Below are 26,473 nucleotides of genomic sequence, written 5' to 3'. Positions count from 1 at the left end.
TCCATCGGAGCTTCACGCATGGCCAATACCCGCGAGCCGTTGCTACATCCCATCCCGATCCTGTCGCTGCGCCCGACGCAGATGACGGTGGGCATGCGCGAGGTGAGGGAGAAGCGCGAGCGCTGGCGCGAGCACAAGGCCAAGAAGAGGGCCGAGCTGCTTGGCAAGCACATGATCCCGGTCGTGATCGGACCGGACAAGCGGAACTACGTGGTCGACCACCATCATCTGGCGCGCGCGCTGCACGACGAGGGGGTCAAGGACGTGCTGGTCACCGTCATCGGCGATCTCTCGATGGTCGATCCCGATGGCTTCTGGAACGTGATGGACAACAAGCGCTGGGTCTATCCCTACGACGCCAAGGGCGAGCGGCGGCACTTCAAGGACCTGCCGAAGAGCGTCGCGGATCTGAAGGACGATCCGTATCGCAGCCTTGCCGGCGAGCTGCGCCGCGCCGGCGGCTTCGCCAAGGACACGACGCCGTTCAGCGAGTTCCTGTGGGCCGACTTCCTGCGGCGCAAGGTCAAGCGCAAGACGGTCGAGACGCAGTTCGCCGCTGCCATGGAGCACGCGCTCGCGCTCGCCAAGAGCCATGACGCGGTCTATTTGCCCGGCTGGTGCGGGCCCGCGTCGGACGACTGATCCGCTACTTCGCCTTCGGCAGCCGCCCCATCAGATAGAACTCGTCATTGGGCCGCATGCCGGTGACATTGGCCATCCGGTTCGACAGCGCGAAGAAGGCCGCGATCGCGGCGATGTCCCAGACATCGTCGTCGCTGAAGCCGTGCTCCGCCAGCGTCTTGAAATCGGCCTCGCCGACGGTGTGCGCCTCCAGCGCCACCTTCATCGCGAAATCGAGCATCGTACGCTGTCGCGGCGTGATATCGGCCTTGCGGTAATTGATCGCGACCTGGTCGGCGATCAGCGGGTTCTTGGCGCGGATGCGCAGGATCGCGCCATGGGCGATCACGCAATACTGGCACTGGTTGGCGCTCGACGTGGCAACCACGATCATCTCGCGCTCGGCCTTGGTCAGCCCGCCGTCCTTCTCCATCAGCGCGTCGTGATAGGCGAAGAAGGCGCGGAACTCGTCAGGCCGGTGTGCGAGGGTCAGAAAGACGTTCGGCACGAAGCCGCTCTTCTCCTGCACGGCAAGAAGGCGGGTGCGGATATCCTCCGGCAGCGCGTCGATCGCGGGGACGGGGAAGCGGCTGATGGCGGGCTGGGTCATGGCGTACGATCCGGCATGGCGTGGCAGGGAGCGAACCTTAGTCGATCAGCACGGGGGCGCAACGGCCGCGCTCAGTTCAGCACCTCGACGGTGGCCGACCGTCCCGCCACGAGTTCGCTGCGCCGCGACGTATCATCGAGCGCGATCCGCACCGGGACGCGCTGCGCCAGCCGGACCCAGTTGAAGGTCGGGGTCACGTTGGCGAGCAGGCTCGCGCCCTCGGCACGATCGCGGTCCTCGATCCCTGCCGCGATACTCTCGACATGGCCTGTCAGCACCTCGCCGGTGCCCATCAGGCGAATGCGCACCGGCGCGCCGACGCGGATGCGCGGCAGCTTGGTCTCCTCGAAATAGCCCTCGACATGCAGCGTGTCGGTGTCGACCAGCGCCATCACGCCCTTGCCGGCGCTGACATAGGCCCCCGGACGCACGTCCATGTTGGTGATCACGCCGTTGACCGGCGCATGCACATCGCTGCGCTCGAGATTGAGCTTCGCGACAGCCTGATCGGCCAGCGCCTGGTCATAGGATGCCTGCGCCTGCTGCTGGGTGGCCAGCACCTGCTCCTGCTTCTGCTGCGACACCGCCTCGGTGGTCAGCGAGCGGTAGCGGTCGAGGTCGGCATTGGCCTGGTTCAGCGTGGCGAGACGGCCGGCGACCACGGCGTCGGCCTGCTGCAGCGCGAGCTTGAAGCGGGCGCGGTCGATCCGGAAAATGACGTCGCCCTGATGCACCGGCTGATTGTCGCGCACCAGAACCTCGGTGACGAAGCCGGAAACGTCAGGCGCGACCTGGACGATGTCGGCGCGGACGCGGCCGTCGCGTGTCCACGGCGCCTTCATGTAGTAGCCCCACAGATAGGTGCCGACCAGGATCGCTGCGGCGACAGCGGCCGCGGTGACCGCCACGCGGCCGAGCAGGGCGAAGGTGCTTTTCACGAGGACCACTCCGAAGCGAGATAGACGATGCCGCCGAGCACGCAGACATACAATGCGAAGTCGAACAGGGCGGGGTGCCAGACCAGGCGGTAAACGCCGAGGCGGCGGAGGAGGGCGCGCAGCAGCGCGACGCAGGCATAGGCCACGACCAGCCACAGCAGCAGCGATGGCACCAGTACGCCGGCGATGTCGATGTCGTGTCTCATGCCACGAGGCTCCGAAGACCGGTCGCGTCGGCGTGATAGGCCGGCGCGTCCGGGAATAGCCCGGTGCGGATGCCGACGAGGCCGATCAGCGCGTCCTCCTTGGCCGGCGCGGCTGGCTCGTCGAGCGTCTTCAGCAGCGCCACGTCGATCGCGGCCAGCAGATCGGCCGGCATCATGCCGGTGCCGAGGCCGCGGCCCCTGCAGGCGGCGGCGAGACGATCCAGCATCGTGTCGATGGCGCCGAGCGTCGCCGCCGTGAGCCCGTGACGGGCGCGGCGGAGGTCGATGATGTTGAGGCCGACGCGCAGCTGGTTGAGATTATCGAGCTCGCGACGGTCGTCCTCGGGGATGGCGGCAAAGCGCTGCGCCAGCAATCCCAGGCGGTCGAGCATCAGGCCGACGAAGGCGGCGCGGTCATGATGGCCGCGGCGCTCGGCGGTTGTCGCCAAGGTCTCCCAGCTTGTCCGCAGCAGCCGCTGCGCGATCCACTCGGCTCGGACAGAGCGGACGAGGCGGGTGAGCACCACGGCCGCGACCATGCCGACCATGAAGGCGATCGCCGAATTGGCGTAGCTCTGGAAATCCGCGCTGTAGGTCGACTGCAACGCCAGCAGCGTGGCGCCATTGGCGCCGAGCGCCATGCCGATCGGCATCGTCTGGGGACGCGCGATCAGCACGCCGAATAGCAGGAAAGCCGGCGCCAGCGCGGCGATCAGCAGCTCGACGTCTGAGATCGCCGGGATGATGGCGAACAGGTAGACCGCGTCGATGACGATGGCGACCAGCGACCACGCCGCGAACCGTACGATGCTGGGAGCGGGGTCGTCCTGCGACGCGAAGAACGAGCAGGCGACGGCCGCCATCATCGGCGCCGAGGCGCCGTCCGCCCAGCCGGTCGCGATCCAGAACGCGCAGCAGACGAGAATGGCGATGACGACGCCGGCCGCCGACCACAGCGCCAGCGCGTGGTCGCGATGCCGCGCCGGCGCGATGCCCTGCTCGCTGCGGAAGGCGAGAGGCACCTTGGCGGTGTCCTCGCCCGCCGCGATCGCCGCATTCAGCGCGCGACAGTCCTCGGCAATGTCGACCAGCTCGCGCAGCCGGATCAGCAGGCTCGCGATCATGATCCGGTCCCAGGAGGAGCGACCCTCCAGAGACGGGCGCAGCGCATCGATCACCGCGCGCAGGCGACTTGCGGGCTCACGATCGTCGCCCGCGACGATCCAACCGGCGAGACGTTGCAGCAGATCGCTCAGCTCGCGATCAACATGCCCGTCGAGCGCGGCAAGCCGGTCGTGGATCGAGCCGAGCAGCGGCAACAGCAGCTGCATGTGCAGCCGCAGCGATCGCAGCCCCTCGACGGCATGATGGTCGGCCCCGCGGTCAAAGGCGAGATGGGTGGCCAGCGTGTCGATCTCCAACGCTTCCGCGGCCAATCGGAGCCGGTGCGCGCGATCGTCAACGCCGCCGCCGCCGCCGAGCAGCACGTCGCGGCTCAGCCGGCGCGCCTCGTCGAGCCAGTGCTCCACCTTGGCGGCCACCGCCGGCGCGACGCTGCGCGGCAAAACGATGGTCGAGACAAGCGTGGCGCAGACGATGCCGAGCGTGATTTCCTGCGCGCGCGCGACAGCGACGTCGAAAATGCCGGCCGGATCGGCCACGGCGGGAAACCCGATCAGCGCCAGCGTGTAGCCGGCCAGCATGAACAGATAGCTGCGCGGTGTGCGGTCGAGCAGCGAGACATAGAGGCAGATGCCGGTCCACAACGCGATCACGAGGCTGAGCAGCTCGGGCGAATTGACGAAGGCCGGCACAATGGCGACCGCGGCCGCGGCGCCCGCGAGCGTGCCGAGCACGCGATAGAGCGCTTTGGAGGCGGTGGCGCCGGCCAGCGGCTGCGAGGTGATGTAGACGGTCGCCATCGCCCAATACGGCCGCGGCAGATCGATCCACAGCGCGATCAGCAGCGCCAGCATGGCCGCGGCGAAAGTCTTGGCCGAAAACGCGAGGTCTGCCCCGCGTAACGGGAATGATGTCGTGTTTCGCATCACAGCCCAGCGTCGGATGGAATGGCTTCGCGCAGGCGCAGCATGCGCTGCTCGATGCGATGCAAAACGTCGGACGCGATGGCGAGGTCCTCGGGGGAGATGTCTTTGAGCAGAAAGCCGCGCACGCGCCGGAGCACCGCCTCGATCTCGTCGGCCTTGGCCTCGCCTCGGGCGGTCAGATGCAGCGTCTTGGCCCGGCGGTCGGTGGGGTCCTCCCGGCGCTCAACGAGGTTTTCTGTCTGCAACAGGTCGATGAGGCGGACGAGGGAGGGCCCCTCTATTCCGACCTCCTCGGCGAGCGCACCCTGGCGGATGCCGCTACTTGCGTTTCTTCCGCGCCGCGCTAGCGCCCGCAACGGGTGAGCCGTGGCTTGCGAGAGGCCGTGGTCGGCCAGGGCCTGGTCGGCCGCGCGCCGCCACAGCCGGGCGACACGGGCGATCAGCAGGCCGATCTCCGATTGAGTCTTGGCCGGGTCTGACATCATGGAATTTAGATAGGAGCAAAATTGATAGGATACAATCGATCGGGTCGAACATCTTTGTGATGGGAGTTTTGGATCCGGCTGCGCCGCAGCCGGTTCCCAACCGCGATCGGCGCGAAGCGGTCTTCAGCTCAGCGCAGCGGCTTCTTCAGCAGGGAAAAGCGGTCGGGGTCCAGACCGAGCGACGGCTGCAACATGGGCGCGTCCAGTGCCGTCGCGAGCCCGACGCTGCGATCGCCGACATTGTTCATGCCGCCATCGCCGTTCGAGGCCTCGCGGCTCGAGGTCGCGCCGCGCCACCGCTCCAGCACGGCGCTGACGAAATGCATGTCGTGGCCGGCGTTGACCGAGCGGACGGTCGCAATGGTCGCCTCGCTGCGCGGCAGCTGATGCAGCGGCACTTCCTTGAAGCGAAGCCGCGTCGGCAATGCCACGCCCTCACCGAAGGCCAGCACCTCGCGGGTGCCGAGCGAGGGGACGAAGGAGAGCAGATTGGCGGCGGCGTCGGAGACCGCCGAGCGCAGCAGCGACTGGTCGCGCTCGTTGGCGAGGCGCATCGTGAAGAGCGTGTTGCACTGGGAAATGATGGTGGAGTCCAGCTCGGCCGGTCGCTGGGTCACCAGGCCGAGATAGACGCCATATTTGCGGCCTTCCTTGGCGATGCGCGAGATCGCCTTGCGGGTTGGGCCGAAACCGATCGAGCGGTCGGCAGAGGCGTAGCGGTGCGCTTCCTCGCAGACGAACAAGAGTGGCGAGACGCCGTCGCTCCACAGGCCGAAATCGAAGGCCATGCGGCACACGACGGAGACCACGGAGTCGACCACCTCGGCCGGGAAGCCGGCGAGCTGCATGACCGTCATCGGCCGGCCATTGGCGGGCAGCCGGAACAGGTGGCTGATGACCTCGGCCATGGTGTCGCCACCCACATTCGCGTTGTCGAACATGAAGGCGTAGCGCGGGTCGTTGCGCACCGTCTCGATGCGCGAGATCAGCTTGTGATAGATGATGCGCGAGGAGCGGTTCTCGAGCTTTCCCATGCGCTCGTCGATCAGGTTGATCAGGTCGACGAGGCGGTAGGGCACGGGCGTATCGACGGTGTAGCCGATCGTCTTCGGGTCGATGCGCTTGAGGCCGATGCGGTCGGAGTTCTGGTACTGGGTGTAGATGCCCTTCGCCAGCGGGATCACCTCGGCGAGAATGTCGAGTTCCTCCGGCACGCCGGGGCGGCCGCCGAACAGGACGTCGACGATCTCCTCAAAATTGAACAGCCAGAACGGCAGTTTCAGGTTGCGCGGATTCAAGACCAGCGCGCGCTCGCCGAAGCAGCGGCCATACTCGTTGTGGACGTCGAGCAGGAAGATGCGCAGGTTCGGCCGCGCCTTGAGGATCTCGTTCAGCAGCAGCGACACGCCGGTCGATTTACCGACGCCGGTCGAGCCCAGCACGGCAAAGTGTTTCGACAGCATCTCCTCGACATTGACGCAGGCGCGCACGGACGGGTCCTGCTGCAGCGCGCCGATATCGATGTGGTCGCCGGCCGTGGGCGTGTAGATCGTCCGCAGCTCCTGGCTGGTGATCATGTCGACGGCGTCGCCAATCGTGGGGTAGTGGGTGACGCCGCGCTGGAACTTGGGCTTTTCCGCTGGGCCCAGGATCTCGCCGAGAAGGTCGACCGAGGCCGTCGCGACAAATTCGTCCGCATGCGACAGGTCTTCGCTGGTGACCTCGGTGATGATCGCAATGATCGTGGCGCTGGGGCAGCGAATGCTGATGAAGCGGCCCACTGTCGCGCGAAGCTCGGAAACGCTCATCTGCTTCGCCTGCAGCAGAATGCCGACGCGGGCCTGAGAGCCTCGAACCGAGATCACACGTCCGAAGGATGTCACGGTCATGAAACCTGTGGTGAATTGTTGAGCTGACACATTCGCCGGAGGGACTGGAGAATTTGTTAAGCGGGTGACATTTGTGGCCGCGCGAGCGCTCATCGGGGCGCTTCGAGTGCGCCTCGGACGGTTGCGGGGCCGCGTTCTGAAAGCAGCCTAACGCATTGGGTCACAACGCTTTCTTTCCCTTGTACTAAACCATTGTCGCAATCGGCCGGCTTTACGTTCGGTTTACCATTCGATGGGCTTGTTCGGCCGAGCGCGCTCATGCGTCGACCGACGCAGGCAAGCGGCGAACCGGGCTGTTGCATCAGTCATCTCGCAGCCTTGAGAACCGCGCGCGGATTTGATCGCGATCAATCTGGAACGTTGGAGAGGCCGGTATATTCTTGCCTGGAGCGCGAGGAGGGCGGAGACCGGCCGATCTCATCGAGCGCGACGGCCGCCATGCCGCCTGAGAGCCGATCCTCGCGTGAAGCAGGAGGATGACATCATGGCTGAACCGACCAAGCTGCCTGTCAACACCGAGAAAGCCAATGCCCCGTCTCTGCAGGGATGGCGGCCGTTCGACAATCTGCGTCGCGAGATCGATCGTGTGTTCGAGGACTTCCACGGCGGTCTCTTTCGGACACCGTCGCTGTTCGATCAGCTGCCGGGCCTTGCGCGCGCGCGATCGTTCGCCCTGGCGCCCGCGGTCGATGTCGCCGAGCACGACAAGGCCTATGAGGTCACCGCGGAGCTGCCCGGGCTCGACGAGAAGAACGTCGAGGTGAAGGTCGCGAGCGGCGTGCTGTCGATCAAGGGCGAGAAGCAGGAGGACAAGGAGGAGACGAAGAAGGACTATTATGTCCGCGAGCGCAGCTTCGGCTCGTTCGAACGCTCCTTCCAGATCCCGGACGGTGTCGATAGCGACAAGATCGAGGCGGTGTTCAAGCAGGGCGTGCTGAAGGTGACCCTGCCGAAGAAACCCGAGGTGCAGAAGGCCGCCAAGACCATCGACATCAAGGCGGCGTGAGCGCGATGGGTGCATGCGCGTTTCCTGTCCCATGATCATGGGACGACGGATGCGTTGCTGCCGGGAAGGGCCGCTGTCGCGGCCCTTTTTTTCGCCGTCGCGCCCGGCTAATCTGCGCGCCAAGCAAGGCGGTCCGCGACGCCGGACCGCGGAACGGCGGGAAGGGAGACGAGGCAATGGGCAAGCTCGCACTGGCGGCCAAGATCACGCATGTGCCGTCGATGTATCTCAGCGAGCTCGATGGTCCGGCCAAGGGCAAGCGGCAGTCGGCGATCGATGGCCACATCGAGATCGGGCGGCGCTGCCGCGAGGCCGGCGTCGACACGATCGTCGTGTTCGACACCCATTGGCTGGTCAATGCCGGGTATCACATCAACTGCGCGCCGCACTTCCAGGGGCTCTACACCTCGAACGAGCTGCCGAATTTCATCGCCAACATGACCTACGAATACGACGGCAATCCGGAGCTCGGCCACATCCTGGCCAAGGGCGCCAACGCGCATGGCGTCGCCACGATGGCCCATGACGCGACGTCGCTGGCGCTGGAATACGGCACGCTGGTGCCGATGCGCTACATGAACGCCGACCGCCACTTCAGGGTGGTGTCGGTCTCGGCGCTATGCACCTCGCATTATCTGGCCGACAGCGCCAGGCTCGGCTGGGCATTCCGCCGCGCCGTCGAAGACCATTATGACGGCACGGTCGCGTTCTTCGCCTCGGGCTCTCTCAGCCACCGCTTCGCGCAGAACGGCACCGCCGACGAGTATCGCGACAAGATGTTCAGCCCGTTCCTGGAGCGGCTCGACCACGAGGTGATCCAGATGTGGGAGCAGGGCGAATGGCCCGACTTCTGCGACATGCTGCCGGAATACGCCAGCAAGGGGCATGGCGAGGGATTCATGCACGATACCGCGATGCTGCTCGGCGCGCTCGGCTGGAACCACTACGATCGCGGTGTCGAGGTCGTCACGCCGTTCTTCCCGTCCTCGGGCACCGGGCAGATCAACGCGGTGTTCCCGGTGGCGCCGATGCCGAGCGCGCTGGACGACATCGGCCGGCCGCGCGCCGCCGCGCTGGCCGGCGGGCGGCTCTAGCGGATTCCGGCCTCACCAGACTCCGGCGCGCGCCAGCATGTCGATGATATCCTCGGGGAACACCTGATCGGTCGTGGCCGCGAGCTCCGCGGGCCGCCACCAGCGCTGCGCGGCGATCGCCGCACGCTCCAGTTCGGTCCAATGCATCGACGAGAGGTCGGTGCTGCCGACCCTGATGAGGAAGTAGCGCTCGTCGGAGCTGACCTGCTCGCCGTCGACCATCGTGAAGCTCACGGTCCTGCGCGCGATCTGCGGCCCGGGATGAGCAATGCGGATCCCCGTCTCCTCGAACATCTCCCGGCACGCCGCCGCCTCGTAGCTCTCGCCGGGATCGAGCCCGCCGCCGGGTGTTGCCCAGAACTGCTGCCCTTTCAGCGCACCCGCGATGTGAACGAACTGGAACAGCAGCAGCCGATCGTCGGGATCGACGACCAGCAGACGGGCAGAGGGACGTGCGCGCATCCGGCGGGGACTTTCCAATTCGGGCGACCACATCGATTGCGGTCTCGCCTGCCCGGGACAAGCCTCATCAGGCCTGTTTGATCTCCACCGTAAGCCCTTGCAGTGACGAAGGTCCAGCCGCCATCGCCGAGTGGGCGACCGTGCGCGGCGAGCCGGCCGAGCGGCGGATCCCGTGACGTTGCGCCTTCCGTTCGCGTGTCGATGACCCCCGCGACACACTGGGGATCAAGCTGGTGCAGCACTTGCCACGCATGTCCGCGATGAGGATGAGCACGCTCTTCGGCGCGATCTACGCGGCGCAGCGCTCGGACGCGACAAGTCCTGCGGCCTCGCGGCGGCATTCCGCCGCGAACTGGCGCAGCCGCTCGATCGTCAGCACGTCGGTGATGCTCCGCTCGAGCCGCTCGGCCCGCGCGATCTGGTCTTCGAGATCTCTCAGCTTGGTCATGTCCCGTCTCCCTGGTCCGATAATTTGATGCAAATTGCATCGTTCCGGCCGGGTGACGATCGTGGTGAATGCCGGGTTAAATTCAATGACTCGGCTCACGCCGCTGCAGTCGAATGGCACGGTTCGACCGACGGACGCCAGCGCCGTGTTGTGGATCACGGTCCCTTTCATTAGCATGCGCTTGTCAGCCGAAAACGAGGAACCATCGACATGCGTCGCGGGGCCGCCGATCCCGACGAGACCCTCGTCGTCGCTCCGGGTCAGCGCTCGCCGAGGGCTGCGCAACTCCTCACCAGGATGCTGTCGCTCGACCGTGAATTCTGCGCAAGACGACTGCTGGACGTCGATCAGCTGCTCGACCTCGCTCAGGATCGTCTCGGTCCGGTCTCGTTCGGCCCGGAGAGCACCCTGCTTGTCGAGGGGATCAGGTGCCTCGCAGACTCGATCGCGCGCGACTCCGCTTATGACGATCTCGGAAGGTACATGGCGGCGCACTACATCTATGGCTGGATCGAGCGTTACGTTCAGTTCGCGCGGGACCTCTCCGACCTGCCTGATATTTTGCAGGTGCCCGTCACGAGGCCGCTGTTTCTCATCGGCTTCGGCCGCACCGGCAGCACGTTCCTGCATCATCTGCTGGCGCTCGATCCGCAGGCGCGCGCACCCCGTCTGTGGGAGCTGCAGGAGCCGTCACCGCCGCCGCGGCCGGCGAGCTATCAAACCGACGCGCGTATCGGCCGCATGCGCGCACAGTCCGCGTTCCGCGCGGCCGTCATGCCGGACCTGCACAAGATCCACGAGTTCGACGTCGAGGCTCCGGAGGAGTGCCAGCTGATGATGTGGCACGGCCCGCAGCACATGATCCTCGGGCTCAGGTCGCCGGAGTATTGGCGATGGTTCCGGTCGCTCGCTTCGGCGCAGCTCGACACGCTCTGGGCAGGCTACAAGCGCCAGGTCCAGCATCTGCAGCTGTTTCATCGTGGCGGCCACTGGCTCAGCAAGTCGCTGGCCCACGCCCATTTCCTTCCGGTGCTGTTCGACAGCTTCCCCGATGCACGAATCGTCCGGCTGCATCGCGACCCCTGCCAGATCATTCCGGCGCTTGCGAGCCTGATCGCGCAGCTGCAGATCTCCTACACGCCACGCATCGATTTCGACGATCTTGGTCGTCGAATGCTGGAGCTGTTCGGGCAGTCCATGGACAGGATGATGCAGGCCGACGACGCGGTGAACCCAATGCGGTTCGTTGACATCATCTTCGACGATCTCGTTCAGGATCCGCTGGCAACCATCCGGCGGATTTATGCGACGTTCGGCGACGACTTCGCACCGGAGTTCGAGAGCCGGCTGCTGCGGCGGCTGGAGGCGGAGAGCTCCAGAAACCGGTTCAAGCACGTCTATACGCTCGAGCAGTTCGGACTGTCGTCCAAGCAGGTCATGGAGCGCTCGGAAGGCTACCTGACGTGGGTCGAACAGCGAACGGGCGTCCAGCTGTGTCGCTGCTGATCAGGCGTCGCTATTGCGAAGCACGTCGTGTCAGCATGTCCTCACGGGAGGCGATCGCGGGCGGCGGTGGCGAGCCGGGTCGCTGAAACGTCATCACGTCTTCCGCGGACAAGGCGCGTGCGGTCGTTCGGCATCCCGTCATCGCAGCGGCGATCGATCCCTGGCCGCACGGCGGCTGCTCATCTTCCCGGCTCGCCGCCAGCCAGATGAGCCCGACCAGCCCCAAGAAAGACAGGCCATATATCCCGAGCAAAGCCAATCGACGCAGCACCGACAATCCACGCTCCCTTCCAGCTCCTTCCGAGTTGCACGGTCCGGCAGGCAGCCGCCAGCAACTTGCGGTAGGTCCAGCAGAGAAACGGCCTGATGTGGCAAAACTGCCGCTGAATTGGTTGCCATTAGTTGCAGAATGCAGGTCTATGTGTCCGCTCGCGTGCGGGAGACGGGCAGGTAGCGCACCTGAGTTCACATTTTCGGATAGTCGCGGCATAGGCCCTCGGGCGCGCGGCTCGCGAAGGCTGGTGGCTGCGGCTCTCGAGGCGCGAGCGGCGGCCTGACGGCGCCTCGCATGGAAGGCTCTGGCGAACGGCAACGCCGACGGCTAGCGGATCGGCGCGTGCCGACAATAGTCCTGCCAGAACGTCCGGTAGGCCGTCTCGACCTGCTGCGTGTAGAGCGCGTTGTTTCCGGCAGCCGACTGCGCGACCATGGCCGGAAGCTCGGCGCGCAGCGCGGCAAGCTCCGCGGGCCGCGAGCAGAAGCTCCGCGCGATCGCGAGATAGCCGTCGTCGTCTTCACCGACCCATTCGTCGAGGCCGACCGCCTTGACGATAGCGCCGCCCGCGCGGGCCGCGGGGCCGCTGCCGAGCTTGGTGACCACGGGCACGCCCATCTGCAGCGACTCCCAGGTCGAGATGCCGCCATTCTGCGGGAACGGATCGAGCGAGATGTCGATCTCGGCGAACATCGCAAGATGCTCGAGCCGTGTGGTCTTGCCTACACAGCGGACGCGGTCCGCGGCGATGCCGTGGGCGACGAAGCGGGCGATCAATCGGTCGCGCAGCAGGGGATCGCCCATCGAGTGATTCTTGATCACGATGATCGAGCCCGGCGTCGCCTGCATCAGTTGCGACCAGAGTTTGACGGTCGGCTCGGAGATCTTGTCGATGCGATTGAACGCGCCGAAGGTCACATGGCCGTTCCGCAGCATCGGGAGCGGCGATGGCGGAAGAGGCGGCGGCGGCTCGATCGTGATCAGCGACGGCAGGTCGTAGATCGTCTCGGCAAACAGGTGCCGGACCGCGGCCGGGATCACCACCGGATCCGCCAGCAGATAATCCATGACGGGCAGGCCCGTCCCGGTGACGCTGCCGACGGCCGAGACCTGGATCGGCGCCGGCTTGCGCGCAAACATGGTGAGCCGGTGACCGGCGGAATGCCCGGAGAGGTCGACGAGGATGTCGACCTTGTCGGCCTGGATCTGATCGGCGAGCTTGTCGTCGCCCCACAGCGAGGCGTCGACGAAGCGATCGACAAGCGAGCGGCACAGCTCGGTCTTGGCGTCCTTCATCGGCGAGCAGGAATACGCAACAACCTCGAACTTTGCGCGGTCGTGATGGCGCAGGATGGGCAGGAAGGCGAAGGCCGCCGAATGGTCGCGGAAATCGGACGAGACGTAGCCGACGACGAGGCGCCGGTCGGGGTCGATGTTTCGCACGCCGAGCGAGCGGCGTTCCAGGCGCGAGCCGATCGCCTCCCACCAATATCTCCGCGCCTCCTGGAGACGTTCCACCCCGGTGTCGGGCAAGAAATCCAGCGCGAAGATCTTCTTGGTGATCGCGTCCTCATGGTTCGGCCGGATCGCGAGCGCGCGGTCGTAATGGTCGATTGCGGTGGCGGTGTCGCCCTGCGCCGCGGCGCAAACGCCGAGCAGCGTCCAGGCGATCTCCGAGTTCGGATTCTGTGCCAGCACCTTGTTGATGACCGAGATCGAAAGCGCGATGTTGCCATCGACCAGCGTGACCGCGGCCTTGCCGCAAAGAGCTTCTTCCAGCAGAGGCTCGAGCGCGAGAGCGGCGTCGAAATCGGATTCCGCCTCGGCGAACCTGCCCAGCTCCTGATACGCCCGCCCGCGCTGGGCGATCACGGCGGCCGCTTTCGGATTGATCGCCAGCGCCGCATTCAAGGCGGCCAGTGCGGCGTCGAAATCCCGCAGGTTCATGCTGGCCACGCCCTTGCCGAACAGGGCCGTCAGCAGCCGCGGCTGCAGCGAGAGCGCGCGATCGAAGTTCTGGGCGGCCTCGCCGTTGCGGCTCGTGAACATCAGCGCCATGCCGCGATTGGCGTAGGCCTCGGCGTGGTCGGGCTTCAGCGCAATGGCGCGGTCATGCGCCGAGATCGCCTCCTCGAAACGGAACAGGCTCATCAGCGCGTTGCCGAGATGCGTGAACGCGGAGGGGAAGTTCGGCTTCAGCGCGATGGCGCGCTCGAAGCGGACCCGGGCCTCCTCATGCCGGCCGAGCCGGGACAGCGCCAGGCCGAGATCGGACTGGACATCGGCCGAGCGCGGATCGATCTCGACGGCGCGCGTCAGCAGCAGCACGGCCTGATCGAAATGGCCGCAATCCCGTTCGGACACGCCAAGCAGATGCAGGGCCCCGAGATGCTGCGGTAAATCCTGCAGGATCTGCTGGCACAGCGCCTGAACCTCATGCTGCCGTCCCTCGCGATAGGCCTTCACGGCCGCCGGCAGCAGCACATCCGCCTGCTTCTTGGCCCGCTTTTGGAGCCGCGCGTTCTGAAAGGCCCGCGAGCCGACGCTGCTTTGCACGTGGAGTCCTCCGCCAGAGGGTAGCGCCCGGAATGGTTGTTCCGTTCTCGGCGATTCGCAATGAACAGAGGTTAATGCGCGATCCCGCGCCGAGGAGAGCTGGCTCAGCGATCGGCAAGCGAACAAGAGACGCGGGGATATCCGCGGCCCGGGCGCTTATGATGTAAGGTCAGACAAACGAAGCTTCGCTCTTCAGAACGTCGCGGCAGAGATCAAGCTGGCTGGGGAACCTGGATTCGAACCAAGACAAACAGAGTCAGAGTCTGTTGTGCTACCGTTACACCATTCCCCAACGGAATGCCGAGCAGTTTCAACCATTTGGCGGACTGTCTGGCACCGTTCTGCGAGCCGGTCCACGAAGCGGGCCGGCGGCGGCGACGCGTCCTTCTACCCGCATGTCCGAGGCTTTGGCAAGCCGCTGGATGACGGATTTCCAACCTGTTTGGCAACCTCGGCCAGCCGCGCCGGCCGTCTAGACCAGCGCTGGCTTGGTCAGCCGCCCGGGGTCCGCGGCGTGCTGTCGGCCCGGCGCGCAGCAGCAGGACGAGGCAGGCGCTGAGGCGATTAGCCATCTCGTCGTCGCCGTTCGCGTTCAGCGGACGGTCCGCATGTGACCGTAACGATGCACACCCAGCAAAGTCTGGGCGGCGAGAGCGCCGGCAACGCGGAGATGGCACGGCAGTCGACCGCAACGAGAAGCGGCGGCTTACTCCGCCGCCTCCTTGACTGAGCCGGTCGGCGCCTTTTCCGTCTCATGGTCGATATGCGTCCGGCCCCAGCGGGCGAAGGCATTGTTGACCTTGTCGAGATAGAGATAGATCACCGGGGTGGTGAACAGCGTCAGCATCTGGCTGACGATGAGGCCGCCGACCATGGCATAGCCGAGCGGCTGGCGGATCTCCGAGCCGGTGCCGTTGCCGAGCATCAAGGGCACGCCGCCGAGCAGGGCTGCCATCGTCGTCATCATGATCGGGCGGAACCGGAGCAGGGCGGCCTGGCGGATCGACTGCTCCGGCGGCAGATGCTGGTCGCGCTCGGCGGCGATGGCGAAGTCGACCATCATGATGCCGTTCTTCTTCACGATGCCGATCAGCAGAATGACGCCAATGAGAGCGATGAGGCTGAACTCGTAGCCGAACGCCATCAGGATCGCGAGCGCGCCGACGCCGGCCGAGGGCAGGGTCGAGAGAATCGTGATCGGGTGGATGTAGCTCTCGTAGAGGATGCCGAGGATCAGATAGACCACGACGAGGGCCGCGAGGATCAGGAGCGGCACTGTCGAGAGCGACTGCTGGAACGCCTGCGCGGTGCCCTGGAAGCTCGAGTTCAAGGTCGCGGGCGCGCCAAGTTCGACCATGGCGCGCTGAACCGCGTCGGTGGCCTGTCCCAGCGCGACGCCCTGCGCCAGGTTGAAGCTGATCGTGATCGACGGGAATTGACCCTGGTGGCTGATCGACAGCGGCTTCACCGGCGCGGTGGTCCAGTTGGCGAAGGTCGACAGCGGCACCTGGTCGCCGGTGGTCGGCGACTTCACGTACAGCTTGTTGAGCGTGTCGAGATTGCCCTGCAGCTCCGGCAGGATCTCCAGGATCACGCGATAGGAGTTGAGCTGCGTGAAATACTGCGCGACCTGGCGCTGGCCGAAGGCGTCGTACAGCGTATCGTCGATCAGCTGCGGGGTGATTCCGTAGCGCGAGGCCGTGTCGCGGTTGATGGCGAGCTGCACCGTGGTGCCGTCGGCCTGCTGGTCGGTGGCGACGTCGCGCAGCTCCGGCAGTGAGCGCATCTTGTCCAGGATCTTCGGCGCCCATTCGTTGAGCTCGGAGAGGTTCGGATCCTGCAGGGTGAACTCGAACTGGGTGCGGGACGGCCGGCCGCCCAGCCGGATGTCCTGCGCCGCCTGCATGTAGAGGCGGGCGCCCTCGACCTTCTCGAGCTGCGGACGCAGCCGCGCGATGATCTGCTGCGCGGTGGCGTCGCGCTCCTCGCGCGGCTTCAGGGTAATGAACATGTTGCCGTTGTTGCCGGCGCGGCCGGAGCCGCCGATCGCCATGGCGACGCTGGCGACGTCATGGTCGGCCATCACGATCTTGGCGAGCGCCTCCTGACGCGACTGCATCGCCTTGAACGAGATGTCCTGCGAGGCCTCGGAGGTGGCGGTGATCAGGCCGACGTCCTGCTGCGGGAAGAAGCCCTTGGGGATCAGGATGAACAGGTAGACCGACAGGCCAAGCGTGGCGAAGAACACCATCAGCGTGACGAAGCGCCAGCGCAGCGCGAGGTCCAGGCCCTTCTCGTAGGCGCGCAGCATCGCGTCGAACGCGGCCTCGCTCCACTGGTAGAACTTGCCGTGCTGGGCGGCGTGCTCGTTGCGCAGGAAGCGCGAGGCCATCATCGGCGTCAGGGTCAGCGACACGAACATCGAGACGAAGATGGTCATCGCCAGCACCACCGCGAATTCGCGGAACAGGCGGCCGATGATGCCGCCCATCAGGAGCAGCGGGATCAGCACCGCGACCAGCGAGATCGAAATCGAGACGATGGTGAAGCCGATCTCCTTGGCGCCCTTGTAGGCGGCGGCCATCGGCGTTTCGCCTTCCTCGACATAGCGCGAGATGTTCTCGAGCATGACGATGGCGTCGTCGACGACGAAGCCGACCGCGATGGTCAGCGCCATCAGCGACAGGTTGTCCAGCGTGTAGCCGACGCCCCACATCATGGCGCAGGCCCCCAGCAGCGCCAGCGGTACCGTGATGGTCGGGATCACCGTCGCCCAGAAGCTGCGCAGGAAGATGAAGATGACCATCACGACCAGGAAGATGGTCAGGATCAACGTGAACTGGACATCCTCGACGGCGGCGCGGATCGTCGTGGTGCGGTCGGAAATGACATCGATCTTGATCGCCGGCGGGATCGCCGCGACCAGGCGCGGCAGCAGGCCCTTGATGCGGTCGACGGTTTCGATGACGTTGGCGCCGGGCTGCTTGAAAATCACCAGGAACACGCCGCGCTTGCCATTGGCCCATGCCGCCTGCTTGGCGTCCTCGGCTCCCGTCACCGCCTTGCCGATGTCGCGGATGCGCAGGGGGCCGCCGTTCCGGTAGGCGATGATGACGTCGTTCCAGTCCTTGGAGTCGGTGAGCTGGTCGTTGGCGTAGATGGTGTAGGCGCGGCGTTCGCCGTCGATATTGCCCTTCGGGGAGTCGACCGTCGTGATCGCGATCTGGCTGCGCACATCCTCCATCGACAGGCCCTTGGCGACCAGCTTGGCTGGATCGATCTGGACACGGATGGACGGCTTCTGCTGACCGCCGATGATCACCTGGGCGACGCCGGAGATCTGGCTGATCTGTTGCGCGAGACCGGCGTCGACTGCGTCGCTGACCGTGGTGAGCGGCAGCGTCTCCGAGGTCGCCGAGAGCAGCAGGATCGGGGAGTCCGCCGGATTGACCTTGCGATAGGTGGGCGGCGAGGGCAGGCTCTTCGGCAATTGGCCTGAGGCGGCGTTGATCGCGCCCTGGACGTCGTTGGCGGCGCCGTCGATGCTGCGGTTGAGATCGAACTGGATCGTGACCGACGCGGTGCCCAGGTAGCTGGTCGAGGTCATCTGGGCGATGCCGGGGATCTGGGCGAACTGCCGTTCCAGCGGCTGGGCGACCGAGGTCGCCATCGTCTCGGGGCTGCCGCCCGGCAGATTGGCGGTCACCTGGATGGTGGGGAAGTCGACCTGCGGCAGCGGCGCGACCGGCAGCAGCGGATAGGCGACGAGGCCGATGAAGAGGATGCCCGCCATCAGCAGCGAGGTGCCGATGGGGTATTTGATGAAGGGTGCCGAGATGCCGCCGCCGTTCATTCCTGCCGGACCTTCGCTGCCGCCGGCTCCGTACTGGCGACCGCTGTGGTCACGACCGAGCCTGGCTGTACCTTGAACTGACCGCCGGTGATCACTTGCTGGCCGGGAGTGAGACCCTCCTCAATGACCGTGCGGCCATCGATCGAGGCGCCCACCTTCACCTTGCGCAGCTCGGCCTTGCTCTCCGGACTGACCGTGTACGAATAGAGCCCACTGGTCGAATGCTGGACCGCGTCGTCGGGAACAACCGTCGCGTCCTTCAGCGTCCGCACCAGGAGACGCGTCGAGACCGACTGGCCCGGCCACAGCACGTGCTCCTTGTTGTCGAACACCGCCTTGAGGCGGATTGTTCCGCTCGACGTGTCGACCTGGTTGTTCACGACCATCAGCTTCCCCTCGGCGAGCTGCTTCTTGCCGTCGGTGGTGAGCGCGATCACCTTCAAGGGAGCCGTCTTCTGCGCCTCGTTGATGTAGGGCAGCTGCTCCTCGGGCGCGGTGAAGATCACCGCGATCGGCTCGATCTGCGCGATCGAGACGATGCCGGTCTGGCTCGAGGCGTTGACGATGTTGCCGATATCGACCTGGCGCAGACCGGCGACCCCCGAGATCGGCGACTTCACCTGGGTGTAGCTGAGCTGCGTCTGGGCATTGGCGATGGCCGCGTCGTCGGCCGAAATCTGCGCCGTCAGCTGCGCGACGGTTGCGCGCTGGGTGTCCTGCTGCTGCCGGGTCGCGAACTCGCCGAGCTTGGTGTAGCGTTGCAGATCGAGATTGGCGTTGGCGAGATTGGCCTCGTCCTGGGCCTTCTTGGCCTTGGCCTGATCGAGCGCGGCCTGGAACGGCCTTGGATCGATCTCGACCAGGAGATCGCCTTCGTTGACGAGTTGTCCCTCGGTGAAGGCGATCTTGTCGATCTGGCCATCCACGCGGGTGCGGACCTGGACGGTATTGAAACCCTGGACGGTGCCGAGCCCGGTGAGGAAGACGGGGAAATCGATCTTCTCGACAGGGGCGGTCGATACCCGAACCGCCGGTGGCCGGGCGGACTTCTGCGCGGCGGTCTTCTTCGCCGCTTCAGCGTCCTGGGTACGCTGCCAGCCGTAATAGCCGGCGCCGCCGAGAGCCGCGACCAGCAGGATCCAGGTGATGGTTCGTGATGCTTTCATGCTGGCCCACATGCTGAGACGCCACAGGATAACCGGTCTTTAACGCCGTTCCCAGCGGCACAGATATAGTATGCTCGCAATTAATGTGTAAACACACGACAGCTCGGCCGAACCTAAACAATTGGCAAGCTTCGCGGTGCGATCAAAAGACTTCACGGGAGGTCACGGCCATGTCGCTGGACGACAGACGTCAGCTGATCGCGCAGCTTGTCGAAAGCTCGCGCATTCTCCGCAACTATATTGATCAGCGTGCCAAGCAGCGCGGCACAACCCGCGCACAGTGGGTGGTGTTGTTTCGCCTTCGCGCGCAGGAAGGTTTATCACAGGTCGATCTCGCAGAAGTGCTGGAACTGCAGCCGATCTCGCTGGTGCGCCTGCTCGACCGGCTCGTCGAGCAGGGTTTGTTGGAGCGGCGTCACGATCCCAAGGACCGTCGCGCGAATCGACTCTATCTCACCGCGGCTGGCCGCGAGCTCGCCGACAGTCTCGACGAGGTGCGCGACGGGATCGCCGCCGACGTGCTGCAGGACATCCCGGACGCGACCGTGACCAGCAGTCTCGCCACCCTGCGCGCGCTGAAGGATCGCATCAAAGCGCTGTCCGAGGCTAGAACCGGCATCGCGGCCAAATAGCCGGGACGTTGTTCTGATCCTGAGTTGTGTCTTCCGGTGAAACATCCTGAGTGCGAGCTGAAGGATGGCGTCGTCGGGCCTGGATCGTCAGGCAACCAACTTTGCTCAGGCGTGTGCCTCAACCGACGGGGCGCTCGTCGATCTCATAGCGCCGGACGCACGCCGGGATCTTGCGCTCCTCAGCTAGGTCGCCGCGCGAGCGCCAGCCTTGAGGTCGGGTGACAACGCCCGACGCTTCGTCCTCGACAGCCGCCGGCCGACGTATTGTTGCCGTCTTGTCGCGCCGGATGAGAGCTGATTAGAAGCGGGCGATGTCGACGGCTGCGAGGATGCCGTCGCGCGAGCGCGAGTTTTCAACCTGAGCATGGCTGCATATCCGGAGAGGCGACGCCATGCGCCGACAATGAGATGGGAAGCTTCGATGGAAGAACTGAACGGCAAGATGCTCGCGTGCCAGATCCTGGTCACCGGCCTGATCGCGCGCGTCGCCAACGAGCAGCGCGATCCACTGCGCTTCCTGACCGATTTCCGCGACGAGATCAGGGCCGTCGTCAACGGCGTGCGCATCGCGGGCATCGACGATTCCGAGCGCGTGCGCCGGATCGCGGTGCAGACCGTGGACGAGCTGTTCTCGCTGATGAAGCCGCCGAGCAGCGACGAGCCGGCCGGCTCTGCCGGCTGAGTTGTGCGGCCTCCCGACAACAGCGCGATGGAAATCGCGCTGTTTAGAACGATTTCAAGTTCCTTCTTATTAGTTCAGCGTCTTTAGAATTGTTTTGATCTGGAACTATTCAAGGCCAAATTAGGGCTCCTCAAATTGACCCCCTGAAACACGCCCGATACCAACGACGCATCGCACTGCGAATGATCCGCGCGAGCGATGTTGAATAAAGATCTGGGGCGTTTGGAATACATGGGACAGGTGAGAGCACCGCGTTCGCTGCGCGAGGGCGCAGCGGTGAGATTGATGGACGGACGGGGCGAAGGGCCCTTGGTCACCAAGGTGTCGGCGGTTGCCGGGTTGATGGCGGTGGCATCGTTGTCGTCGGCCGAGGCGCAGCCCGTTGCTGATCTGCCGCCGGTGAACGTCGATGCGCCGGTCGCGCGCGCCAAGCCGACGTCCTCAAAGCCGTCCGCCGAGCAGGTCCGCGCGCGCAATGCGCTGCGCCGCGCCGCGCGCCAGCAGGGCGCGCAGCAGGCTGCGGTGGCCTTTCCCAATGCGGGTGGACTGACGGCGCCCGATGCCAACCCCTATGCGGACGCGGCCGAGCCCTACAAGGTCAACCGCGTGCAGGCCTCGGGCAAGTTTCCCGAGCCGCTCTTGAACACGCCGAAGACGATCACCGTGATGAGCAAGGAGGTGCTGCAGGACAAGCACGTCACGGCGCTGAAGGAGATCGGCCGCTCGACGGCCGGCGTCACGCTGGGCTCGGGCGAGGGCGGCAACGCGTTCGGCGACCGCTTCTTCATCCGCGGCTTCGACGCCCGCAACGACGTCTTCATCGACGGCATCCGCGATCCCGCCGTGTCGATCCGCGAGAACTTCTTCACCGAGCAGATCGAGATCCTGCGAGGCCCGGCCTCATCCTATGCCGGCCGCGGCACCGCCGGCGGCGCCATCAACATCGTCACCAAGCAGGCCGGCGACACCAACTTCAAGCGGATGGACACCGAGTTCGGCACCGACCAGCAGAAGCGGGTGACGCTGGACGTCAACCAGGTGGTGTCGCCGACCTTCTCGGTGCGCACCGGCGGTCTGTTCCAGGATTCCAACGTCGCCGGGCGCAATTACGTCACCGACGATCGCTGGGGCGCATTCCTGTCGACCAAATGGACGCCGACAGAGGATCTCAAATTCACGACCAACTACGTCCACACCGATCTCTCCGGCTACCCGGATTTCGGCGTGCCTTATTACAAGCAGGGCAACGTGCCGGTGACCTCGGCCGGCATTCCGCGCGGCACCTGGTACGGCTTCCTCAACCGCGACTTCCAGGCCGCGCGGCAGGATTTCGGCACCGGAACGATGGAGTACAAGGTCAACGAAGCGATCACGCTCACCAGCAAGTTCCGTGGCGAGCACTCCGAGCTGAACTACATCGGCACGCTGCCGCAGAACCCGAATACGACCAACCCGAACCCGCTGCTCTGGACCACGACGGCGAGCGCGCAGAGCCGCTTTCAGACCGTCGACGTCTGGGCCAACCAGAACGACGCCACGTTCAAGCTCGACACCTGGGGCGTGAAGCACACCGCGGTGCTCGGCACGGAGTTCTCGAACGAGAACATCTCGATCGACCGCTATACGGGGCTGTCGTCGGAGCTGTTCGGCGGCGGCTCGACCAGCTCGGGCGCGGTCACGGGCGTCAACATCTACTCGCCGCAATACACCAACATCCCGTTCGGCATTACGCCGTCTCTCGTCGGAAATCCCACGCGCTACGGCGTCAACACCAACAGCGTCTACGCCATGGACACCGCATATTGGCGCGACACGATCATCGTCAATGGCGGCGTGCGCTACGACGGCTACAATATGGGCTCGTCGAACAACACCAGCTATCTGAAGATGAACGCTGACCTGGTGAACTACAATGTCGGCCTGGTCTACAAGCCGATGCCGATCGGCAGCATCTACGCCGCCTATGCGACCTCGGCCAATCCGTTCGGCTCGGAGCTTGATGCGACCGGCACCGATTATGGCGGCGTGCCCGCCAACAGCCTCATCCTGCTCGGGCCGGAGCGCAACAAGGCGGCCGAGCTCGGTACCAAATGGGAGCTGGTCGACCGCCACCTCCTGGTGTCCGGCGCGCTGTTCCAGACCACCAAAGACAATGCCCGCGAGACGGTCAACAGCATCCTCACCTCGGGCGCGGCCTATCGCATCCAGGGCATCGACATCGAGGCGGAAGGCAGGCTCACCGACCGCTGGAGCATCTTCGGCGGCCTGGTGCTGATGCAGTCCAAGGTCACGCAGAGCGGCATCGCGTCCAACATCGGGCTGCAGCTCGCCAACATCGCGCACCAGTCGTTCAGCATGCTGTCGAAATACAAGTTCGACAATGGCTGGGAGGTCGGCGGCACGGCGGTGTACCGCTCCAAGGTCTATGGCGGCACCTTTGCGGCCAACACGGGCAACGAGTTGCCGAGCTACTGGCGGTTCGACGCCTTCGTCGAGAAGCAGATCGACAAGAACTGGACGATGAAGCTGTACGCGCAGAACCTGACCAACAAGCTCTATTACGACACGCTGTATCGGAGCGCGGTGCCGTTCGTCGCCGTCGCGCCGGGCCGCGCCTTCTACATCATCACCACCGCGAAGTTCTGATCATGCTGATCTGCATCCCGGACGTGCTGTCCAAAGACGAGGTCGCTGAGTTCCGCCGCATCATGGATGCGGCGGAGTGGGAGGATGGCCGCTCGACGGCCGGGGCGCAGTCGGCCATGGTCAAGCGCAACGAGCAATTGCCCCCGGACGGCGAGGCGGCGCGGCTGCTGGGCCAGCGTGTCATCACGGCGCTGACCAAGAATCCGCGCTTCCTCTCGGCGGCGATCCCGCTGCAGATCTTTCCGCCGCTGTTCAACCGCTACACGTCCTCGCGCGGCGACCATTTCGGCATCCATGTCGACAACGCCGTGCGCGGCGATCCGCTGACGGGACTGCGGATCCGCACCGATCTGTCGATGACGCTCTTCCTCGCCGAGCCGGACACGTATGACGGTGGCGAGCTTGTGATCGAGGACACCTACGGCTCCCACGAAGTCAAGTTGCCGGCGGGGCATGCCGTGCTGTATCCGTCATCGAGCCTTCACATGGTCACGCCGGTCACGCGCGGGGCCCGGGTCGCCTCTTTTTTCTGGATGCAGAGCATGATACGGGATGCCCATGTCCGGAGCATGATCTTCGATCTGGACACCACGATCCAGAGTTTGACGGAACGCTTCGGGAGGGACGATCCCGATGCGGTCAAGCTGACCGGCATCTATCACAATCTGATCCGGCAATGGGCCGAGGTCTAGTGGCCTGAGACTTTCCAGTGAGCCGAGATATGATGACATCGCTCTTTGCCAGGCTTGCAATCGTCCTGTCATTCGCAATCGTTTTTGCCGCGGCTCCCGCGGGGGCCCAGCAGGTCAGCCAGCCGACGCCGCCGGCCCCGGCGATCTCGACCGACGTGTCGGCACGGCCTGCCGCGGGGCAGGCCGCGACCAGTGCCGAGAGTGGCGCGCGGACGGGCAAGACGATCGCCACCGGGCTCGACGAGCTGTCGCCGCTCGGCATGTTTCTCAAGGCCGACATCGTCGTCAAGGCGGTGATGATCGCGCTGGCGCTGGCCTCGGTCGCGAGCTGGACCATCCTGATCGCCAAGAGCATCGAATTTTCGGTGCTGCGCCGTCGCCTGATCGGCGCGCTGCGCAAGCTGACTTCGGCGAAGTCGCTTGCCGAGGCGCAGCTTGCGGTCGGGCAGGGGAAGGACCGATCCGGCAACATCGCCGCCGTGCTTCTGCAGGCGGCGATCACGGAGGCGCGGCTGTCGGCCGGGTTGAACAGCGACGAGGGCATCAAGGAGCGGGCCGCGTCGAGCTTCAGCGAGATCGTCCGCGCCGAGGCGCGCCGCGTCCGCGTCGGCATGGGCCTGCTCGCCACCGTCGGCGCGATCTCGCCTTTCGTCGGCCTGTTCGGCACCGTCTGGGGCATCATGAACAGCTTCATCGGCATCTCCAAATCGCAGACCACCAACCTCGCGGTGGTCGCGCCGGGCATCGCCGAAGCGCTGCTCGCGACTGCGATCGGCCTGGCTGCCGCGATCCCCGCCGTCATCATCTACAATCACTTCTCGCGCGTCACGAAAGGCTATCTTGAGCTCGTCAACCGCGCCTCCGGCGCCACGGGACGGCTGCTGTCGCGCGATCTCGACCGCAGCCACGTCAGCGTCCACGCGCGGGCGGCGGAGTAGCAGGCGATGGCTGTCTCGCTCTCCGAAGGCGATCTCGACGACGATTTCGACGAAACCCACGACATCAACGTCACGCCGTTCATCGACGTGATCCTTGTGCTGCTGATCATCTTCATGGTGGCCGCGCCGCTGTCGACCGTCGACCTGCCGATCGACCTGCCGTCCTCCAGCGCCACGCCGCAGAAGAAGCCGGACAAGCCGACCTATGTGTCGATCAAGCCGGATCTTACGATCGCGATCGGTGAGACGCCGGTGAAGCGGATCGATCTCGTGGCGGAGCTGAATCGGGCGATGGCTGACCATCCGACCGACGATCGTACCGTGTTCCTGCGCGCCGATCGCGCGGCCCCCTATGGTGAGGTCATGGAGGTGCTGGAGCTGCTGCGCAGCGCCGGCTACAAGTTCAAGCTGGTCGCGCTGGAGCGGGTGCCGGGAGCGCCCGGGAATGCCGCTCCGGCGGCCCAACCCTGATCCCGCGTGTCCGGCATGAGCGAGCTCGAGTCCCTCACAACTACGTCGCGCGCCGCATGGCTGATCGCTGGGCTTGTGGCGGTTGGACTCCATGCCGGCGGTATGGCGTTCGCCTTGACGAGGGCGAGCGGGGACGATGACAACGGCGGACTTGGCGTCGCAGCCGAGGTCATCGACGTCGAGATCGCCGCGCCGAAGGTCGAGCAGTCGGACGAGCCGTCCAGCACCGAGTCCGCCGCTGACACGGCCGCGGTCGCGACGCCCGAGCAGAAGGCCGAAATAGAGCAGACGGATCTGCAGAAGGGTGTGCCGACCACTACGGAGGAGGCCGACCAGCGAGTGTCGCCGACTGCTGAGAAGAAGCCGACCGAGGAGGAGAAGGTCGCCGCAGTCGAGACCAATGCGTCCGAGGCTCACACCGCGGCCGAGGACTTGACGCGCAAGACCCTCGACGTGAAGGTGCCCGAAGCCGATCGCGTCAAGGCGACCGATCGCGGCACGGGCAAGACCCCCGACGCCCAGACCAAGGACTGGCATCGCCGGATCAGCCTGGAGATCAGGGAGAAGCAGAAATATCCACCCGGCAACAAGACCAAGGGCGGCAGCGTCCGGGTCACGTTCACGATCAACCGGGTCGGCACCGTGCTCTCTGCAGATGTGACCGAGTCCTCCGGGGATGAGGATTATGATCGCGCCGCCGTGGACATGATACGGCGGACGAAGTTCCCCAAGCCGCCGGCCAAGCTGACTGACGACGAGTTTCTCTTGTCGATCGTCGTGAACTTCCCGCCCGCGAAGAAGGCCTGAGCCTCCACGCCAGATCTCAGTCGGCGCGCTTGCTTAAGGCCAATACAGCCTGATCGCGACATAGACCGCGCAAAGCGCAGCGAAGATCAGCGCCACCGGCATCTTGCGTTGCGCAGCGGGACCGCTCGGTGAGGCCTTCGGTTTCGGCGGCAGCTTGCGGAACGCGGTGACGTTGTCGGTGACCGGCTCGGCCTTGACCGGCTTCACCTCGGGCGGTGCGCCGCCGCCGCCCATCTCGGCATAATAGGCCTTGTACATCTCGCGGATGGTGGCCTCGGTCGCCTCGTGCTCCGTCATGTCGGCGAGCCGGGTCTTGTAGCTCGCCAGGAACTCCTGAGCGGCCGGGGGCAGCCCGGAGGCGCCGTTCAGCTTGGCGATCATCTTCCATGTCGCAAAATCGGCGCGGGCGCGCGTGTCGGCGCGGCGCGCGATCATCATGTCAG

Annotated in this window: 24 protein-coding genes and 1 tRNA gene; 11 read left to right on the top strand and 14 right to left on the bottom strand. The window is 65.5% G+C overall.

The window, feature by feature from the left end; all coding sequences use genetic code 11:
• Window positions 1-18 precede the first annotated feature (18 nt).
• Window positions 19-642 carry a ParB-like protein gene (locus BRADO_RS21745; protein ID WP_011927505.1) on the top strand — a complete coding sequence of 208 codons (624 nt, stop codon included), beginning with the start codon at window positions 19-21 and terminating at the stop codon, window positions 640-642.
• A 4-nt stretch (window positions 643-646) separates the two neighbouring features.
• Here the strand turns inward: BRADO_RS21745 and BRADO_RS21740 are convergent, their stop codons facing one another.
• The 6 genes from BRADO_RS21740 to BRADO_RS21715 form a co-directional block, all read right to left on the bottom strand.
• Window positions 647-1,231: a peroxidase-related enzyme gene (locus BRADO_RS21740; RefSeq protein ID WP_011927504.1), complete on the bottom strand. Its 585-nt coding sequence runs from the start codon at window positions 1,229-1,231 to the stop codon at window positions 647-649.
• Window positions 1,232-1,302: 71 nt separating this feature from the next.
• Window positions 1,303-2,169: an HlyD family secretion protein gene (locus BRADO_RS21735; RefSeq protein ID WP_011927503.1), complete on the bottom strand. Its 867-nt coding sequence runs from the start codon at window positions 2,167-2,169 to the stop codon at window positions 1,303-1,305.
• Complete coding sequence (locus tag BRADO_RS21730; RefSeq protein WP_011927502.1) at window positions 2,166-2,375, bottom strand: DUF1656 domain-containing protein; 210 nt, start codon at window positions 2,373-2,375, stop codon at window positions 2,166-2,168. The genes BRADO_RS21735 and BRADO_RS21730 overlap by 4 nt, the downstream gene beginning before the upstream one ends.
• Complete coding sequence (locus tag BRADO_RS21725) at window positions 2,372-4,423, bottom strand: FUSC family protein (RefSeq protein ID WP_011927501.1); 2,052 nt, start codon at window positions 4,421-4,423, stop codon at window positions 2,372-2,374. The genes BRADO_RS21730 and BRADO_RS21725 overlap by 4 nt, the downstream gene beginning before the upstream one ends.
• Window positions 4,423-4,908 (bottom strand): MarR family winged helix-turn-helix transcriptional regulator, encoded by a 486-nt coding sequence (locus tag BRADO_RS21720; protein ID WP_011927500.1) that lies wholly within the window; start codon window positions 4,906-4,908, stop codon window positions 4,423-4,425. The genes BRADO_RS21725 and BRADO_RS21720 overlap by 1 nt, the downstream gene beginning before the upstream one ends.
• Before the next feature lie 128 nt (window positions 4,909-5,036).
• On the bottom strand, window positions 5,037-6,797 hold the full coding sequence (locus BRADO_RS21715) for an ATP-binding protein (RefSeq protein ID WP_041756788.1): 1,761 nt from the start codon (window positions 6,795-6,797) through the stop codon (window positions 5,037-5,039).
• 484 nt (window positions 6,798-7,281) lie between these two features.
• Between BRADO_RS21715 and BRADO_RS21710 the strand changes: the two genes are divergently transcribed.
• Both BRADO_RS21710 and hpaD read left to right on the top strand, forming a co-directional pair.
• Entirely contained in the window at window positions 7,282-7,803 is a 522-nt protein-coding gene (locus BRADO_RS21710) for an Hsp20/alpha crystallin family protein (RefSeq protein ID WP_011927498.1), read from the top strand.
• A 176-nt stretch (window positions 7,804-7,979) separates the two neighbouring features.
• The gene (hpaD, locus tag BRADO_RS21705) at window positions 7,980-8,897 is read left to right on the top strand and encodes a 3,4-dihydroxyphenylacetate 2,3-dioxygenase (protein ID WP_011927497.1); all 918 of its coding nucleotides are present in this window, start codon (window positions 7,980-7,982) and stop codon (window positions 8,895-8,897) included.
• Window positions 8,898-8,909: 12 nt separating this feature from the next.
• On the opposite strand, the gene BRADO_RS21700 is transcribed toward hpaD, so the two are convergent.
• Together BRADO_RS21700 and BRADO_RS35485 are read right to left on the bottom strand one after the other, a co-directional pair.
• A complete protein-coding gene (locus BRADO_RS21700; protein WP_041756787.1) occupies window positions 8,910-9,359 on the bottom strand; it encodes an NUDIX hydrolase in 450 nt (149 codons plus the stop codon).
• 289 nt (window positions 9,360-9,648) lie between these two features.
• Complete coding sequence (locus BRADO_RS35485) at window positions 9,649-9,807, bottom strand: hypothetical protein (RefSeq protein WP_173363510.1); 159 nt, start codon at window positions 9,805-9,807, stop codon at window positions 9,649-9,651.
• Between the two features lie 210 nt (window positions 9,808-10,017).
• On the opposite strand from BRADO_RS35485, the gene BRADO_RS21695 reads away from it, so the two are divergent.
• Window positions 10,018-11,313, top strand: a complete 1,296-nt coding sequence (locus BRADO_RS21695; protein ID WP_244422862.1) for a sulfotransferase — start codon at window positions 10,018-10,020, stop codon at window positions 11,311-11,313.
• Between the two features lie 10 nt (window positions 11,314-11,323).
• Here the strand turns inward: BRADO_RS21695 and BRADO_RS21690 are convergent, their stop codons facing one another.
• From BRADO_RS21690 to BRADO_RS21670, 5 genes are all read right to left on the bottom strand, one after another.
• A complete protein-coding gene (locus BRADO_RS21690) occupies window positions 11,324-11,590 on the bottom strand; it encodes a hypothetical protein (protein WP_157872601.1) in 267 nt (88 codons plus the stop codon).
• A 324-nt stretch (window positions 11,591-11,914) separates the two neighbouring features.
• Window positions 11,915-14,143 carry a tetratricopeptide repeat protein gene (locus BRADO_RS21685; protein ID WP_011927493.1) on the bottom strand — a complete coding sequence of 743 codons (2,229 nt, stop codon included), beginning with the start codon at window positions 14,141-14,143 and terminating at the stop codon, window positions 11,915-11,917.
• 218 nt (window positions 14,144-14,361) lie between these two features.
• A tRNA-Gln gene (locus BRADO_RS21680) sits at window positions 14,362-14,435 on the bottom strand.
• A 414-nt stretch (window positions 14,436-14,849) separates the two neighbouring features.
• Window positions 14,850-17,996 carry an efflux RND transporter permease subunit gene (locus BRADO_RS21675; protein ID WP_011927492.1) on the bottom strand — a complete coding sequence of 1,049 codons (3,147 nt, stop codon included), beginning with the start codon at window positions 17,994-17,996 and terminating at the stop codon, window positions 14,850-14,852.
• Window positions 17,993-19,162 (bottom strand): efflux RND transporter periplasmic adaptor subunit, encoded by a 1,170-nt coding sequence (locus BRADO_RS21670; protein WP_041757657.1) that lies wholly within the window; start codon window positions 19,160-19,162, stop codon window positions 17,993-17,995. Before BRADO_RS21670 ends, BRADO_RS21675 begins: the two co-directional genes overlap by 4 nt.
• Before the next feature lie 170 nt (window positions 19,163-19,332).
• Here BRADO_RS21670 and BRADO_RS21665 point away from each other — a divergent pair, with 170 nt between their 5' ends.
• From BRADO_RS21665 to BRADO_RS21635, 7 genes are all read left to right on the top strand, one after another.
• Window positions 19,333-19,794: a MarR family winged helix-turn-helix transcriptional regulator gene (locus BRADO_RS21665; RefSeq protein WP_011927490.1), complete on the top strand. Its 462-nt coding sequence runs from the start codon at window positions 19,333-19,335 to the stop codon at window positions 19,792-19,794.
• Between the two features lie 421 nt (window positions 19,795-20,215).
• Complete coding sequence (locus BRADO_RS21660; RefSeq protein WP_011927489.1) at window positions 20,216-20,476, top strand: hypothetical protein; 261 nt, start codon at window positions 20,216-20,218, stop codon at window positions 20,474-20,476.
• Between the two features lie 231 nt (window positions 20,477-20,707).
• Entirely contained in the window at window positions 20,708-23,122 is a 2,415-nt protein-coding gene (locus BRADO_RS21655; protein ID WP_041756784.1) for a TonB-dependent siderophore receptor, read from the top strand.
• Between the two features lie 2 nt (window positions 23,123-23,124).
• The gene (locus BRADO_RS21650) at window positions 23,125-23,814 is read left to right on the top strand and encodes a Fe2+-dependent dioxygenase (RefSeq protein ID WP_011927487.1); all 690 of its coding nucleotides are present in this window, start codon (window positions 23,125-23,127) and stop codon (window positions 23,812-23,814) included.
• Window positions 23,815-23,843: 29 nt separating this feature from the next.
• Window positions 23,844-24,752 (top strand): tonB-system energizer ExbB, encoded by a 909-nt coding sequence (gene exbB, locus BRADO_RS21645; protein ID WP_011927486.1) that lies wholly within the window; start codon window positions 23,844-23,846, stop codon window positions 24,750-24,752.
• Window positions 24,753-24,758: 6 nt separating this feature from the next.
• On the top strand, window positions 24,759-25,223 hold the full coding sequence (locus BRADO_RS21640) for a biopolymer transporter ExbD (protein WP_011927485.1): 465 nt from the start codon (window positions 24,759-24,761) through the stop codon (window positions 25,221-25,223).
• Between the two features lie 114 nt (window positions 25,224-25,337).
• Window positions 25,338-26,030 (top strand): TonB family protein, encoded by a 693-nt coding sequence (locus BRADO_RS21635; RefSeq protein WP_244422861.1) that lies wholly within the window; start codon window positions 25,338-25,340, stop codon window positions 26,028-26,030.
• 33 nt (window positions 26,031-26,063) lie between these two features.
• Here the strand turns inward: BRADO_RS21635 and BRADO_RS21630 are convergent, their stop codons facing one another.
• Window positions 26,064-26,468 (bottom strand): hypothetical protein, encoded by a 405-nt coding sequence (locus BRADO_RS21630; protein WP_011927483.1) that lies wholly within the window; start codon window positions 26,466-26,468, stop codon window positions 26,064-26,066.
• Window positions 26,469-26,473: the final 5 nt, after the last annotated feature.

Origin of the sequence: Bradyrhizobium sp. ORS 278, assembly GCF_000026145.1 — a bacterium.
Taxonomy (GTDB): Bacteria; Pseudomonadota; Alphaproteobacteria; order Rhizobiales; family Xanthobacteraceae; genus Bradyrhizobium.
This window is presented reverse-complemented; position numbering and strand designations above follow the sequence as displayed.